This is a genomic window from Streptomyces sp. NPDC051976 (assembly GCF_040680795.1).
Classification (GTDB): Bacteria; Actinomycetota; Actinomycetes; order Streptomycetales; family Streptomycetaceae; genus Actinacidiphila.
The window spans coordinates 1-14,313 of record NZ_JBFAXL010000110.1; the positions used below are offsets into that span (position 1 = coordinate 1).

At 69.5% G+C, this 14,313-nt stretch carries 9 protein-coding genes, 4 pseudogenes and 1 riboswitch; of the genes and pseudogenes, 6 read left to right on the plus strand and 7 right to left on the minus strand.

Going from position 1 to position 14,313, the window contains the following annotated elements; all coding sequences use genetic code 11:
• Positions 1-849: pseudogene (locus tag AB0M29_RS43950) on the minus strand (bifunctional 5,10-methylenetetrahydrofolate dehydrogenase/5,10-methenyltetrahydrofolate cyclohydrolase); the annotation flags it as partial.
• Positions 850-870: 21 nt separating this feature from the next.
• A riboswitch (ZMP/ZTP riboswitch) is annotated at positions 871-956 on the minus strand.
• A 616-nt stretch (positions 957-1,572) separates the two neighbouring features.
• On the opposite strand from AB0M29_RS43950, the gene AB0M29_RS43955 reads away from it, so the two are divergent.
• Positions 1,573-5,256 carry a discoidin domain-containing protein gene (locus tag AB0M29_RS43955; protein WP_365393182.1) on the plus strand — a complete coding sequence of 1,228 codons (3,684 nt, stop codon included), beginning with the start codon at positions 1,573-1,575 and terminating at the stop codon, positions 5,254-5,256.
• A 316-nt stretch (positions 5,257-5,572) separates the two neighbouring features.
• On the plus strand, positions 5,573-5,788 hold the full coding sequence (locus AB0M29_RS43960) for a hypothetical protein (RefSeq protein WP_365393185.1): 216 nt from the start codon (positions 5,573-5,575) through the stop codon (positions 5,786-5,788).
• Positions 5,789-5,909: 121 nt separating this feature from the next.
• Here the strand turns inward: AB0M29_RS43960 and AB0M29_RS43965 are convergent, their stop codons facing one another.
• The 3 genes and pseudogenes from AB0M29_RS43965 to AB0M29_RS43975 all read right to left on the minus strand — a co-directional run bounded on the left by AB0M29_RS43965 (position 5,910) and on the right by AB0M29_RS43975 (position 8,542).
• Positions 5,910-7,187: a transposase gene (locus AB0M29_RS43965; protein ID WP_365393188.1), complete on the minus strand. Its 1,278-nt coding sequence runs from the start codon at positions 7,185-7,187 to the stop codon at positions 5,910-5,912.
• A gap of 118 nt (positions 7,188-7,305) precedes the next feature.
• Positions 7,306-7,563, minus strand: a pseudogene (locus AB0M29_RS43970) (IS1182 family transposase); the annotation flags it as partial.
• A gap of 106 nt (positions 7,564-7,669) precedes the next feature.
• Positions 7,670-8,542 carry a 2-dehydropantoate 2-reductase N-terminal domain-containing protein gene (locus AB0M29_RS43975; RefSeq protein WP_365393191.1) on the minus strand — a complete coding sequence of 291 codons (873 nt, stop codon included), beginning with the start codon at positions 8,540-8,542 and terminating at the stop codon, positions 7,670-7,672.
• 70 nt (positions 8,543-8,612) lie between these two features.
• Between AB0M29_RS43975 and AB0M29_RS43980 the strand changes: the two genes are divergently transcribed.
• On the plus strand, positions 8,613-9,242 hold the full coding sequence (locus tag AB0M29_RS43980) for a TetR/AcrR family transcriptional regulator (RefSeq protein ID WP_365393194.1): 630 nt from the start codon (positions 8,613-8,615) through the stop codon (positions 9,240-9,242).
• A 29-nt stretch (positions 9,243-9,271) separates the two neighbouring features.
• Here AB0M29_RS43980 and AB0M29_RS43985 read toward each other — a convergent pair.
• Positions 9,272-9,516: pseudogene (locus AB0M29_RS43985) on the minus strand (hypothetical protein); the annotation flags it as partial.
• Between the two features lie 283 nt (positions 9,517-9,799).
• On the opposite strand from AB0M29_RS43985, the gene AB0M29_RS43990 reads away from it, so the two are divergent.
• The gene (locus AB0M29_RS43990; protein ID WP_365393197.1) at positions 9,800-10,303 is read left to right on the plus strand and encodes an IS110 family transposase; all 504 of its coding nucleotides are present in this window, start codon (positions 9,800-9,802) and stop codon (positions 10,301-10,303) included.
• Positions 10,304-11,362: 1,059 nt separating this feature from the next.
• On the opposite strand, the pseudogene AB0M29_RS43995 reads toward AB0M29_RS43990, so the two are convergent.
• Positions 11,363-11,475, minus strand: a pseudogene (locus AB0M29_RS43995) (transcriptional regulator); the annotation flags it as partial.
• Positions 11,476-11,811: 336 nt separating this feature from the next.
• On the opposite strand from AB0M29_RS43995, the gene AB0M29_RS44000 reads away from it, so the two are divergent.
• Positions 11,812-12,876, plus strand: coding sequence for a hypothetical protein (locus AB0M29_RS44000; RefSeq protein WP_365393200.1), 1,065 nt, complete (start codon positions 11,812-11,814; stop codon positions 12,874-12,876).
• Positions 12,877-12,941: 65 nt separating this feature from the next.
• Positions 12,942-13,367: an organic hydroperoxide resistance protein gene (locus AB0M29_RS44005; protein WP_365393203.1), complete on the plus strand. Its 426-nt coding sequence runs from the start codon at positions 12,942-12,944 to the stop codon at positions 13,365-13,367.
• Here the strand turns inward: AB0M29_RS44005 and AB0M29_RS44010 are convergent.
• On the minus strand, positions 13,348-14,313 hold a 966-nt coding region (locus AB0M29_RS44010; RefSeq protein WP_365393206.1), incomplete at its 5' end, for a recombinase family protein. The genes AB0M29_RS44005 and AB0M29_RS44010 overlap by 20 nt on opposite strands.

Here is a 14,313-nt window from a genome sequence, read left to right on the forward strand (position 1 = left end):
TGAGCTGATGCGCTGCCGCGTCGACGGTCTGTGCAAGGAGGACAGCGATGGTCATGGGACCGACACCGCCGGGGACAGGAGTGATCAGGCTCGCCCCTGCCGAGCGGTGTCGAAATCGACGTCCCCGACGTTGCCCGGGTTGTATCCAGCGTCGATCACCACGGCTCCGGGCTTGATGTCCGCCCCGTTGATGAAGCGCGGCCGGCCAACCGCGGCGACCAGGATGTCCGCCTCGCGAACGATCGAGGGCAGATCGACTGTGCGGGAATGACAGTAAGTCACCGTGGCGTCCTGCCCGAGCAGGAGCATGCCGACGGGCTTGCCGAGAATGGGGCTGCGTCCCACCACGACGGCGTGCTTCCCGGTGAGGTCGACGTCGTACTCGTCCAGCAGACGCATGATCCCTCCGGGCGTGCACGAGACGAAGCCGGGCAGGCCGAACCCCATCGCCGCGAAGGAGCGCATGGTGACTCCGTCGACGTCTTTCCCGGGGGCGATCGCCTCGAAGGCGGCGCGCTCATCGATGTGCGCGCCCACCGGGTGCTGGAGCAGGATGCCGTGCACATCCGGATCCTCGGACAGCGCGGTGACGGCCTCCACCAGGCCGCTGGTGCTCACAGAGGCAGGCAGCGGCACGTGTCGCGAGCGGATGCCCGCCTTCGCGCAACGGGCCTGCTTCATCCGGACATAGGTGACCGAGGCCGGGTCATCTCCTACCAGTACAGTCGCCAGACACGGGGACACCCCCGTCCGCCGACGAAGATCCTCAGCGGCCGCCGCGCTGGTCTCGGTCATTCGGCGGGCGAGATCCGTACCATCCATCGGCCGCGCCTGCTGGGTCTCCATCACGTGCCACTCCTGAGCTCCACAGTGAGGTGCCCAGGCGCACAGCATCGACGAGGCGTCAGGCCGCTCCCCGGTGGTACTCCACCTCAGCGCCAGTCACGGCCCGAGCCCACAGTACCGAGGACTACCAGCTCATCGGTCTCATCCACAGATCTTGACAATTGCTCCAGACCCGACCACCTTGACCAAAGACGTAGGGGCACCCCCCGCCGTTCCGCGGCAGTGGGAGGCCCGGTTGCCCCGCCGCCGACGAACTCACCGAGGCGGGGGCGGTCGACGGGACCGGACACCCGCCTCGACACCATGCTCGCCGGGACGTCCGGTACGGCGGACCTCGCGCGAGTGGTCGTCCCGTGAGGAGGCGGCGTTCTTCTCGGCGACACTGCCGGAGAGGCTGCGCCCGGGCTCGCGGAAGAACGCCCATCCGCGCCGCGTTCCACGAGGCCGCACAGGCCGCACCTGAGAAGGGAGGCCCGGCCGCCCGGCGCGGGCGACCGTGGTTCCGGCCGGATCGAGACGGCACGGTCGACCGCGGTCACCAGGCGGAACCGGACGGCTGACGCCCTGACGGCGGCTCGGCCCCTCGTACTCACCCGGGTCTTGACGTCGCAGGGATGGGCAACCAACATGGTCGCACTCGAAAGTGACAACGATGTCACATCGTCGCGGGCGCACCCGCCAAGTCCCCCCACGACCCGCTCTGCGCGTTATGACCAAGGAGTATTCATGCCCGACGGCATCACCGAGGACAGAGATCCGACCGCCGGTCCTTCTCGCCGTACCATGCTGCGTTCGGGGGGCGCCGTGCTCGCCGGCGTGAGCCTGACTGGTGCCTTCGCCGACCGGGCCGTCGCCGCGGCCGGGTCCGCGGGGCCGGGCGGCCAAGGCACGGGAGCCGACTTGGCGCTCTACCGGCCCGTGACGGTCTCCTCGACCGCGTACGGCCCCGCGCCGGGCTCCTTCGCCGTGGACCGCATGGCGCAGTCGGGCCCCAAGGGCAGCGGCTGGCGGGCAGCGGACAACGACGGTCCGCAGTGGATCGCGGTCGACCTGGAGGGATCCTGCCGGGTCACCTCGGTCGTGCTGGTCTTCGAGGCCGCCGAGGGCGACACGGTCTTCAAGCCCGCCCATGACGTCAACCCCCGCACCGGCACGACCGGTTGGGAAGTGCTGTCCAGCTACGCCACGGCGTTCAGGATCGAAGTGTCGCCGGACGGCGAGGAGTGGACGAAGATCCACGAGGGCACGACGAGCACCGGCGGCAGTGTCGAGGTGGTCCTGGACGCGCCGGTCACCACCCGCTGGATCCGCTTGGTCGGCACCGCGCTGTCCAACCCCAACCCACTGGGCCTGAACTCCTTCCAGGTGCTGGGCACCGCGCTCGGGCACCGCCCGACCGCCGGCGGTTGGACCGAGTGGACCAGCGGCGCCCAGCCGGTGCCCGCGCTGGAAATGTCGGACGACGGCACGGTGGCGATCGAGTCGGGTTGGAACCTCACGCTCGAGGAGTTCGCCGGCACCGAGGACGGAGCGGTCGTCTCAACCCCCGGTGTGGACACCTCGCGCTGGCTGCGAGCTCAGGTGCCCGGCACGATCCTGGCGTCCCTGGTCGCCGAGGGACACCTGCCCGACCCGGTGAGCGGCTTCGGCAACCTCCTCGTGCCCGAGGCCCTGAGCCGCAACTCCTGGTGGTACCGCCGCACGTTCGACCTGCCGCGGGGCTTCGGCGGGCAGGGCTGCGACCGGGTGTGGCTGGAGCTGGATGGCGTCAACCACCAGGCGGAGATCTGGCTCGACGGCACCAGGGCCGGCGAGCTGGCGCACCCGACCGCGCGCACCGCTCTCGATGTCACCGCGGCGCTGGCCGACGGCAAGGAACACGTGCTGGCCGTGCGCAACGACCCGATGCCCTACCCCGGCAACCCTGGCGACAAGGGCGCCGACGGCAGCTCCTACGCCGACGCCGGCTCCGCCGTCATGATGCTCAACAGTCCTGGCTTGCTGGCGGTTTCGGGCTGGGACTGGATGCCTGCGGTGCGTGACCGTGTGATGGGCATCTGGAACCACGTACGGCTGCGCGCCACCGGCGACGCCGTCATCGGTGACGTCCGCGTCGACACCGTGCTGCCGGCCTCGCCGGACCGGTCGAGCGGCGAGGTGACTCTGACGGTGCCGGTCCGCAACGCCGCGTCGACCGCCCGCACGGTGACCGTCGAGGCCCGGCTGAGCGGAATCCGTGTCCGCAAGGACGTGCAGGTCGGTGCAGGGATGAGCGTCGACGCGGTGTTCGCCCCCGGCGACTTCCCGGCGCTGCGGCTGAAGAACCCGCGGCTGTGGTGGCCCAACGGCTACGGTGAGCCGGCCCTGCACGATCTGCGGGTGACCGCCGAGGTCGACGGCGCCATCAGCGACGCGCGCAGGGTGCGGGTGGGCCTGCGGGAGCTGTCGTATGCGTCGGGGAACCCGATCACCTTTGCGCCGGGCGCCAACCACGCTGAGCAGACGGTGGACATCCCCGCGCAGCAGGCCCGCTACGTTCGCATCCAGGGCGGCAAGCGCGCCACGGGCTTCGGCATTTCCCTGTGGACGCTGTCGGTGCTGGACAGCGCCGACCCGGGCACGGACCTCGCCCTGCACGGCGCGGCCACCGCCTCCTCCGACGACAACCCCTCCAATACCCCGGGCAACGCGGTCGACGGCGACCCGCAGACCCGCTGGTCGTCCGACTACAGGGACGACCAGTGGATCCAGGTGGACCTCGGCCGGAGCCGGTCCTTCGACCGGCTCACCCTGGTCTGGGAGACGGCCTACGCGTTTACGTTCACGGTGCAGGTCTCCGACGACGGCAGCACCTGGCAGGATGTGCTGGCAGTCGACAACCGGCCGCACCAGCTGCAGATCAGCGTCAACGGCGTGCGGGTCATGTGCCGCGGTGGCAACTGGGGTTGGGACGAGTTGCTGCGCCGCATGGGCGGCGGCCGCATGGAGGCCGTCGTCGGGATGCACCGCGACATGAACTTCACGATGATCCGCAACTGGCTCGGCAGCAGCAACCGCGAGGAGTTCTTCGCCCGTTGTGATGAGAACGGGTTGCTGGTGTGGAACGACTTCTGGAATGCGTGGTTCCTGGACCCGCCGAACCACGCCCTGTATCTGGGACAGGTGCGCGACACGATCCTGCGCTACCGGTCGCACCCGTGTATCGCCGTGTGGTGCGGCGCCAACGAGGGGACCCCGTCGGGAGAGATCGACCAGGGCGCCCACGACGCGGTGGCCGCCGAGCACCCGGGTGTGCGCTACGTCAGCAACTCCGCGGGCGGCGTGGTCAGCGGCGGCGGCCCGTACGCCTGGATCGACCCGAAGCAGTACTACTCGGCGCAGACCTACGGCGCCGGCAGGTTCGGCTTCCACACCGAGATCGGCATCCCGACGGTGTCGGTGGCCGAGAGCATGCACAATCTCGTCGGCGACGGGGACGGCTGGCCGATCAGCACGGTCTGGAATTACCACGACTGGTCGACCAAGGGGAACCAGTACCCGCAGAACTACAAGGCGGCGATCGACGAGCGGCTGGGCGAGTCCTCGTCGCTCGATGAGTTCGCGGCCAAGGCGCAGTTCGTCAACTTCGAGTCGATGCGGGCGATGTTCGAGGCGTGGAACGCCAATCTGTGGAAGGACGCCAGCGGTCTGCTGCTGTGGATGTCCAATCCCGCCTGGCACAGCACGGTCTGGCAGACGTACGACTACGACCTCGACGTCAACGGCAGTTACTACGGGGCCCGCAGCGGCTGCGAGGCGCTGCACGTCCAGGCGGATCCGCTTAGTTGGGACGTGCTTGCCGTCAACCACACCCCGGAGGCCCTGCACGGCGCGCTCGTCACGGCCGAGGTGCTGGACCTGTCAGGGCGCCGGCTTGCCGCCCCGCAGCGGCAGACCGTCGACGTCCCCGCGTCGGGGACCGCCGCTGCGTTCACGGTCACCGCGGGCAGCGGTGTGCACCTGGTGCGGCTTCGGCTGAGCGCGGCCGACGGGACCGTCGTATCGGAGAACACCTACTGGCGCAGCGACCGGCCCGCCGACCTGCAGGCGCTGAACAGGCTGTCCGGTGCCGACCTGCGCCTGACCAGGAGCCGGGTCACGGCGCGCCACGGTCGGCTGACGAGCGTCCTCGCCGTACGCAACGCCGGGACCGCCGTCGCGCCGATGGTGCGGCTGTCGCTGCGCAGCCACCGCACCAAGCAGCGCGTACTGCCCGCGCGGTACTCGGAGAACTACCTGTGGCTGCTGCCCGGCGAGCAGCGCACGGTGACGCTCTCCTGCCCCGACTCCGGCCGGTGGACCGCCGCGGAGTTGGAGGTCACGGCCCAGGGTTACGGCACGGGGACCGTCTCGGACCGGCCGGGCGGCTGAGGCCGTGCCGGCGCACGACCGCGCCGGCACGAAACGGCGGCGGTCGGGGAGTCCTCCGCCCGCAGCCGTTCCGTGTCGCCCGAGCAGAGCGCGCACCGGCGAACCTCGCCGGTGCCCGGGCGGTCCTGGCCGGCCGCCCGCACGGGACTCGCGCCGTACGCCGCAGTCACCCGGAAGTCGCCGGTCGCGGCCGCGACCGGCCACCGGCAGACACGGGAGACGGTCTACGTCGTCACCAGCCTCGACGCCCATCAGACAGCCCCGGCCGAACTGGCCGGCGCAGTCCGAGGGCACTGGTCCGTGGAGGCCCTGCACCATGTCAGAGACGTCACCTTCGCCGAGGACGCCTCCACCGTCTACACCGGAACCGCACCCCCGCGCCACGGCGAACTTCCGCAACCTCGCCATCGGCCTGCTGAAAACCCTCGGTGTCGGCAACCTCGCCAAGACCACACGGGCGATCCGCGACCAACCAGAGCGAGCACTCCCGGTCCTGGGCATCACCAACAACCCCGAACCCCAGGGAACTTGATCAAGTCCTGGGACGATAACGGTTGGAACTGATCACACGGCGCTGACCGTGACGTCGGGGGCCTGGGGGAGCCAGACGTCCTAAGCTCAATACCGTGACTCTGTTGGCGATCTTGTCGGGGTCAGCCGGTGGCGGTGCAGAGGGCGTGGAAGTGGCTGGGTGCCCGCCGGGGGCGGGCTGGGTCGGCGATCCAGTCGGCGATGCGGGTGACGTTGCAGGCCAGGCCGGTTAGTACGTGCTGGACGTGCGTTTTGGGCAGGCCTCGGTAGCGGGTTCGGCGCAGGCCGCAGGTGCGGACGTTCTGGGAGAGGGTGGCTTCGATGCCGGCGCGGATCGCGTAGCGCCGTTGCCAGTCCTGGGTGTGCTGGTCCAGGCGGTTGCGCTGCTGGATCTCGTGCAGTTCGCGGGTGGGCAGCAGCGCGAGCGAGCGCGGACCGTTGACGGCGTCGGTGCATTGCGGGCGGACGGGGCAGGCCAGGCAGGTGGCCTTGTCGAACTTGACCTGGATGTAGTCGTGGCCGCTGATGTGCAGGGGCCGCCATTCGCGGCTGAGGTTGCCTTGGGGGCAGGTGGCCTGGCGGTGGTCCCAGTCGATGGCGAAGGCGGCCTTGTCGAAGCCGGCACCGCTTTTGGCCTGGTGGCTGTGGTCGGGCACGACCGGGCCGAGCAGGGTGATGCCGTGCACCCGCTGGGCGCGTTCGATCCGCGCGGGGCTGATGTAGGCGGCGTCGACCGCGTGCTCGGCCGGGGTCAAGTTGATCGCCGCGAGGTCGTCGTGGATCTGGTCGGTGAGTTCGCGGTCCTGGACCGGGGCGATCGTGGTGGCCACGTGTACGACCACTTCGGGCATGTCTGACGTGCACGTTTCGGTGAAGTGGGTGCGGTAGCCGGACCAGGCCGTATCCCTTTTGACGCAGTAGTGCGCGTCGGTGTCGTACGGGGAGTCGAAGCGCAGCGACGCGGGCGGCAGTGCGTGGCCGTCGCGCCAGCGCAGCCGTCCGCGAGGATCCCAGTAGTAGTGGTGCACCCAGACCTGCCGCAGGACCTCCACCTGCGCCAGCAGCCGGAGCCGGGGCGGGGCGTCGGCCGCCCACGCGGCGGCCAGGATCTTCTGCCCGTCGCGGCCGAAGGCCTCGGCCAGGGCGGTGGCCCCGGCTTTCCCGCCGGGGACCTTGCCGATTTCGACCTTGCGCCCGTAGCGCTTGTCCCACTCCGGCTCCACCAAGGGCACAAGCCAGTCCGACGCCGTCTGGGCGAGCTGTTCGAGTGCGGCCCGCGGGCTCTCGCCGACCAGCTCCAGTCGGCTGAGCGTGCGCACCGCCGCGAGCACGTGCGTCGCGTCGGTCCGCTGCCGGCCACCGCACTTCAGTAGCCCGGCCTCGGTCAGCCGGTGCAGCATCACCTGCAGCAGCCCGTCCGCGGCGTCCCCGTCGGCCAGCCGGGCCCGGAACTCGCACAGCCGAGTGGTCGAAGCCGGGATCGTCCAGTTCCAGGCCCAGCGCGTATTTCCAGTCGATCCTGGTGCGGACCGCGTTCGCGGCCGCGCGGTCCGACAGGTTCTCCGCGAACTGCAGCACCGACACCAGCGCCAACTGACCCGGCGACAGTCCCGGCCGCCCGTCCTTCGGATACAGGTCCGCGAACTCCTCGTCCTCGAACACCACATCCAACCGGTCACGCATCAGCGTTGCCGGCGTGCCCTTCGGACACGCCGCCCACGCCGTCACCACCGTCCGCGTCGGAATCCGCTGGTAACTCCTGGCCCGCAAGGACATCTCCGGCCCTCTCCCCGGAACCACCCCGCCCAACTTCAGCAAACCGCCGAACAGACGACTTGTCAGCACCCCTCACAAGATCGCCAACAGAGTCCCGGTACTGAGGCTAGCGGGCTCTCGCAGGGGCGCGGAGCTGTTCGGTCAGCCGCTCGAGTTCGGCCGCCGTGGCAGGCGAGGGGTCGTTGAGTCCGCTGTGCACGGCCGTCGGGCTCTTCAGGAAGCGCCGGAGCACGGCCACGAGGAGCCCTTGCGGCAGCGCCCGCAACGCGGCGAACGCGCGAGGTACCGGCGGCGTCCCCATCGCGGCGAGGTTCTGCCGCATGAGGTGAAGCATGCCGCGGACCGCGTCCGGGTCGTCGGCCAGCGCTACCGGGCCGCCCGCCGCGTGTACCGCCTGTCCGAGCGGCACCTCGAATGCGGCGTGCGTCCTGAGCCAGGCGTCCATCTGCGGCTCGGCCTTGGCGTTGATCCCGGCGGTACGGAACGTCTCCACGATCCGTTCCAGTCGGGGGGTGGTGCGGCCGTGGGGCTCGCCGATCGGCATCGCGACCCGCCGGGTGATGAAACTGCTCTTGCGGTAGCGGATCACGTCGCCGTCCATCGTGCCGCCCGTCATGGGGAAGCCGAGCAGCACTCGTTCGTGGCCGATCACCGCGCCCAGCGTCTTTGGGCCGGCTGCCCAGTTGAGCAGGAACAGCACGTCACCTTGGACGCCGGCGAGTGATTCCAGCACCGCGTCCACCTGGTGGGTGCGGACGAAGACGGTGATCAGGTCGTACTCGCTGCCCGGGTGCTCGATCACCGGTACCGGTACCCGCCTGACAGCTGGGCTGTCTCCCTCGGCGAGCTGCACGCCGTGCCGGCGCAGAGCGGTCAGGCGCCCACCCCGGGCGAGGAGCGAGACGTCGTGGCCGGCCTCATGCATGCGGGCGGCGAACAGGCTGCCGCAAACCCCGGCGCCGTACACGAGCAGCTTCATGACAGCCTTCTTTCAAACGTTCGATTGAATCATACGTTCGTTTCATTCAAACATATGTAGAGTCCCTCGTGTGGCGACCCCAGACACCCGCACCCAGCTCCTCGACGCGGCCGAGCACCTCTTCGCCGAGCACGGATACCGCGGCACCTCGGTCCGCGCGATCACCAAACTCGCCGGAGCAAACCTGGCCGCCGTCGGCTACCACTTCGGGTCGAAGGCGGAGCTGATGGCCGCGGTCGCCCGCCGCGTGATCGAGCCCATCAACGCTGCCCAGGGCGCAGGGCTCGACAAATTGCTCGCTCGGGCCCCCGACCCATTGGTCAGCGAACTGGTGGAGGCATTCGCGGGGCCGCTGTTCGACGAGATGCCCGCCGGCGACGAGGGCGGCGCCCGGACGTCCCGGCTGATCATGACGATCCTCAGCGACCCGGCCGAGGAGGCACGGAGCTGGACCGGCCCGGGCCAGGACACGGTCCGCGAGCGCTACTTCGCAGCCTTCGCGCGCGTACTGCCCGGCCTTTCCCCGGAGGAGCTGTGGTTCCGGATGCGGGGGATCCTTACCGTGACGGCCGTCGACCGCCTCGAGGTCCACCAGCAGCCCTCCCCAGGCTGCACGTCCCCGGTAGCGGGCGAGGCGGCCCGGCGATGGGCGATCACGTTCCTGACGGCAGCGATGAGTGCGCCACCGACCCGGACCTGACGACCCAAGACAGACGCTGGCGGCGCGGGTCAGGCGGCGTCCGCCCCGTGGACGAGGGCAGTGAGACACTTGTCGGCGGGGTTCTTGTCCCGCCAGATGAGGTAGCGGCGGATCATGCTGCCCTGTTCCTGTGGGTGGCGTGGTCGGTCCCGTCGAGGGCGAAGTAGCGCAGGGTGCTGAACTGGGCCTCGATGCGGTTGAGCCACGAGCTGTTAGTCGGGGTGTAGGCGATCTCGACGTTGTTCGCGGCGGCCCAGTCGCCGACTCGCTGACACTCCACGGCCGTGGTGGACGTGGATGCCTGATCCCAGGATGAGTTCGGCGTGCACGCGGCGGAAGGCGTAGGTGCCGCGAGAGGCGGCATGGATGCCGATGATGGCCTCGGTGAGCCAGGCGTAGTAGCGGACTCCGCCACGTGCAGCACCCGGCAGGCCCGCTCGACGGAATGCCCCTCGCCCGCCATCACGCGGATGGCTTCGAACCGCCTTTTGGGGAGGTCGCCTCGCCCAGCAATTCGGCGGCACGGCGGTGGACGGCCAGTTCGGCCTCCACCCGCCGTGCCGCTTGCGGGCCGCGGCGAGTTCGGCCTGATCGTGGGACGGGACACCGGGCATCTGCCCGGTGTCGCGCGGTTACTGACCGACGGGCTGAACAAACGTGTCCGCGGACTCGAAACCACGATCCGGGAACTGGTCACCCCGCTGGCACCCGCGCTCCTGGAGATCACAGGGATCAGCCACGTCTCTGCGGCGGTCCTCCTCGCCGAGATCGGTGACATCACCCGTTTCACCAGCTCAGCAAAGCTTGCCCGCTACACCGGGACCGCCCCGATCCCGGTCTACTCCTCCGACAAGGAACGCTACCGACTGCACCGAGGCGGCAACCGGCGGCTCAACACCGTGCTCTACACGACGTCCATCGTCCAGCAGCGATTCCACCCCGGCGCACGAGCACTACTGGCCCTCGGTGGATCAAGGCTAAGCAGGACCAGGATCGAGATGGCATCGCCAGTCAGTGCCAGCGCGTTCCGCCACGGTCGCACTGAACGCCCGGCCACATAGAGATCGTCAATCCCCTCCGAGTCGGCGCCGAACAGCAAGCACAGCAGCAGGGTCATGCTGACGACCAGGAAGAACGCCACCAAGGGTGCCGCATTGGTCGTCGATGCCGCGGCCCCGTGAAGGTCTCCTCCCGTGCTCATCATCTCGGTAGCTACTGGTCTCTATGCTGCGGGCCATCTAGGCGAGTTGACGCACCTGTGCCGTTCGAGACGGTCGATGCCGCGCTCGTGCCGACAGCGCCAACGTGATCACGGACGTGGCCACCACATCAGCCGCCACGAACGACGCCCGGGCCCTGCCCGGCATCCACACCCGCCTGGCTCGTCGAGGGCTGCTGCCCGCCGAGCACCTCGTCGACGGCGGCCTACACCTCTCTGGTCCACCTGGAAGGCGCCACCCGCGAACACCAGATCACCGTCAGCGGCGCACTGCCGGGCAACCCCACCGGCCCCAACGCCGAGGCGAAGGCTTCGACAGGGACGACTTCCACATCGACTTCGACCGCCGCCAGGTCACCCGCCCCCAGGGTCAGGTCAGCGCGGGCTGGCACGGCCCTTACCCGACCTCCTCGCCCACCGCCGCACCCCGGTTCACCAAGATCCAGTGCCGCCCCTGCCCAGCCCGCACCCGCTGCACCGCCTCCGCCGGCAGTGCCCGGCACCGTGGGGTTTCCCCCGCGACAACTCGGTGACCTGCAACTCCGCGTCCGGGCCGAGCAGCAGACACCCGGCCGGAAGAGTCCGCTCCGGAGTCGCGGGCACCATCGCCGAGTTCGCCGACCGACACGGCATGCGCCACTGCCTCTACCGAGGACAGCCGAAAGCCCACCTGCAACACGTCCTCACGGTCATCGCGGTGATCATCGAACGACTCAGAGGCCAGTCAGCGACCGGGGATCCCTCTTCGCCGGGACCACCAACTGCCTTCCAGACCTTCCTGGGCCAGAAACGAGACCCCGGTCAAGTCCTGGCGCACCCTCGGCAGTTGTCCTCAACCATCAAGGTCACCGACAGAGCCGAGCTGAGTCGCCTGGGCAACTCCACCGCCCGTCCTGCGGCCGAGGCCCACGCTGGCGAGCTGCGCCAGTTCGTCACGGCGTAGACCCGGCACGCGACAGCGCTCTCCGAAATCCGGGAGTCCCACGCCGCCGGCCGCAACTGCGACCGGCGCATCTTCAGGGACTCCCCAGCCGCGGCTTCTTGTTCACACGCCGAGTATCGAGTACTGGGACGCCAGACAGCCTGCCCCTGGCAGGGGCAGGCTGCGAGCGGCCAGCGCCAGCACACTCGGGGCCACGAGCAGGACGCAGGGCCGGCCCCCGGAACGGAACACGGGCGGAGGCCGACCGGCGTCACCGGCCCGGAACGCCGGTACGGCGACTTCGCCGTCCACGCGGCGCTGGCGTCGGCTCGGCCCGACCCACTTGGGCAGGGCATCCCGCCCGCTATGTCCCGCACGCGATGTCCGGCGCACCGGCCGGACCGCGCCTTCGGAAGGAAGCACGACCCATGAGACTGAAGCATTCCGCGATCGCCGTGGTCCTCACCGCCATGACGGCTCTCGGCACAGGGCTGACCAGCGCCACGGCCGCCCAAGTCACGCCCGGCCGACACGCTGGCACGCCCACCCATGGCGCTTCGCGTCCGGCGGCGCCCACCGTCGAGGCCAGGGGGCCGGGTGTCTTCCCTCATTCCGTGGACTACGATCCGGACTCCCGGAAGTTTGTGGTGGGTTCGCTGGCGCACAGCACCATCTCCTCCGTCGGCCAGGACGGGACGGTGCGTACCCTCGTCGACGACAAGGGCCTGGTGTCCGTGCAGGCTGTCCGAGTGGACTCCAAGCGGAACCGGATCCTGGCCACCGACGTGGACTACGGCCTTGCCGACCGCTCCGCACCTGCCACCAGGTTCCAGGTCGCGGGTGTCGCGAGTTACGACGCCGACAGCGGACGCCGGCTTTGGTATGCCGACCTGGACAAGGTCGCGAGCGACGGCAAGCAGCATCTGGTGTCCGACGTGACGATCGCTCCGGACGGCACGGCGTACGTCGTCGACGAACTGACCCCGACGATCTTCCGCATCGACTGCGAGGGGCGGGCCTCCGTCCTCCTGCGCGACGACCTGCTGGCCGGGAAGCTGGATATTCCGGGCTTCCTGAACGACGTGGGCATGAGCGCCGTCGCATGGATGCCCGGGAGCATCCTGATCGTCGCGATGGCCGACGGCAGCCTGGTGCGGGTGCCGGTCGGTCACCCCGAACAGGCCGCCAAGGTGCAGCTCTCGACTGGGCTCAAGACGATCACCGCGGGCATCCGGGTCCTGCCGGACGGATCGATCGCCGCGGTCAGCAGTGGACTGCTGTCTGGTCAAGCCGCCGTTGTGCAGCGGGTACGTCCCGCCCACCACTGGAAGTCCGCCACCGTCACGGTCACCGACAGCGTCACCGACCCGGTCACCAGCGCCGTCACAGCCGGCCCCCGGGGCACGACCTATGCACTCAGCGGCGGCCTGGCCGCGCTCCTGGCGGGGCAACCGAACGACGGCTTCACGCTGCGCCAGGTCAACGTCCGCTGAGCGCACCACGTCTTTCCACCTTCCGCATCTCTCCACCTCGTAACACTGACGAAAAGGGAACCACCATGTCTGCTCTCTACACCACCGAGGCCCTGTCGACCGGCGACGGCCGCAACGGCGAAGTCCATTCCCTGGACGGCGTGTTGGACGAGGTCCTCGCCGTTCCGAAGGAGATGGGCGGCCCCGGCGGCGACAAGACCAACCCCGAGCAGCTCTTCGCCGCCGGATACGCCGCCTGCTTCCACAACGGGCTGCGCCTGATCGCGGGACAGCAGGGAGTCAAGCTGGGTGCCTCCACTGTTCAGTCGAAGGTCAGCCTGCTCGCGCTGGACACCGGCGGTTTCACCCTCGCCGTGTCGCTGACGGCGCACCTGCCCGGCCTGGAACAGTCCACCGCCGACCAGTTGGCGAAGGCCACGCACGAGGTGTGCCCGTACTCCAACGCCACCCGGGGCAACATCGAGGTGACCCTCACGGCCACAGTCCAGTAGCGGATTTCGCACCGTCGGCGCCCCGAAGAGGCTCAGCGGCTGCCGCCGCCACATGATGGCGGCAGCCGTGCCCACCAGCCATGGCCCTGGTGGGCATGACCCTTGTCCTGCAGGGCGTCTTCAGCCTCAGGCTGTTGTGAGGTTGCCTGTCCGAGGCTTGATCATAAACGCGAGAAGTGCTCCTGACCTGAAATGATAGGACCTTGTCGAGGGTCCAGATCGTGCCGTGGAAAGAGGCACTTCCCAGGTGAAGGTGCGACACGAGGTCGCGTGTCTTGAGTGGGCTGCCTTGGAGAGGGGGTCGGCGATGGCGTCGGCAACAGAGTAGCCCCGGGTCAGTGTCCGTTGACCTGTCCCCACCTGGACATGCGTCGCTCGACGATCTCGTAAGTGGCCCCGCATTCAGGGGTCTTGCGCAGGTATCGGTATCCGAACGGGCGCCGCCCAGCACGTTGATGGACCCCGAGCGCGCCCGGTAGGTCTTCCCTCGCCGGTAGCGTTCCATCAGCTGGGCCTTCTCGTACTCGGCGAACATGCCCTGGAACTGGACCATCAGCTGGTCCTCGGGAGTGTCGCTGCGCGGGCCGCGTCCGAACTCCACCCGGGTGCCGGCGCGGGCGAACTCCTCGATCAGCAGGGCCTGGTAGGCGAACTTGCGGGCCAGGCGGTCCGGCGCGTAACACAGCACCACATCCACGCCGACCTGGGCGACAAGGTCGCGCAGTCGCTCCAGTGCGGGCCGCACCAGGGTCGCCCTGGAGTGTCCCTCGTCCTCGAAGACCCACTCCTCGGGCAGCTCAAGATGCGAGGCGGCGGCGTGCGCGCGCAGGGCCGCGGTCTGCGAGCCGATCCCCGAGTTCGACAGTTGGTGGGCATACGGCGGTGGTGAATCTGCGGGCTGACCTGCGGTGATGGGCATGAAGGGGCTCCGGGGCCGTTTGCCCAC

Bases quoted from the DNA above. Each gene is read 5' to 3' on its own strand.
- AB0M29_RS43965 (WP_365393188.1), bottom strand. From the start codon at position 7,187: ATGCTGCACCGGCTGACCGAGGCCGGGCTACTGAAGTGCGGTGGCCGG.
- AB0M29_RS43960 (WP_365393185.1), top strand. From the start codon at position 5,573: ATGTCAGAGACGTCACCTTCGCCGAGGACGCCTCCACCGTCTACACCG.
- AB0M29_RS44005 (WP_365393203.1), top strand. From the start codon at position 12,942: ATGTCTGCTCTCTACACCACCGAGGCCCTGTCGACCGGCGACGGCCGC.
- AB0M29_RS43955 (WP_365393182.1), top strand. From the start codon at position 1,573: ATGCCCGACGGCATCACCGAGGACAGAGATCCGACCGCCGGTCCTTCT.
- AB0M29_RS44000 (WP_365393200.1), top strand. From the start codon at position 11,812: ATGAGACTGAAGCATTCCGCGATCGCCGTGGTCCTCACCGCCATGACG.
- AB0M29_RS43975 (WP_365393191.1), bottom strand. From the start codon at position 8,542: ATGAAGCTGCTCGTGTACGGCGCCGGGGTTTGCGGCAGCCTGTTCGCC.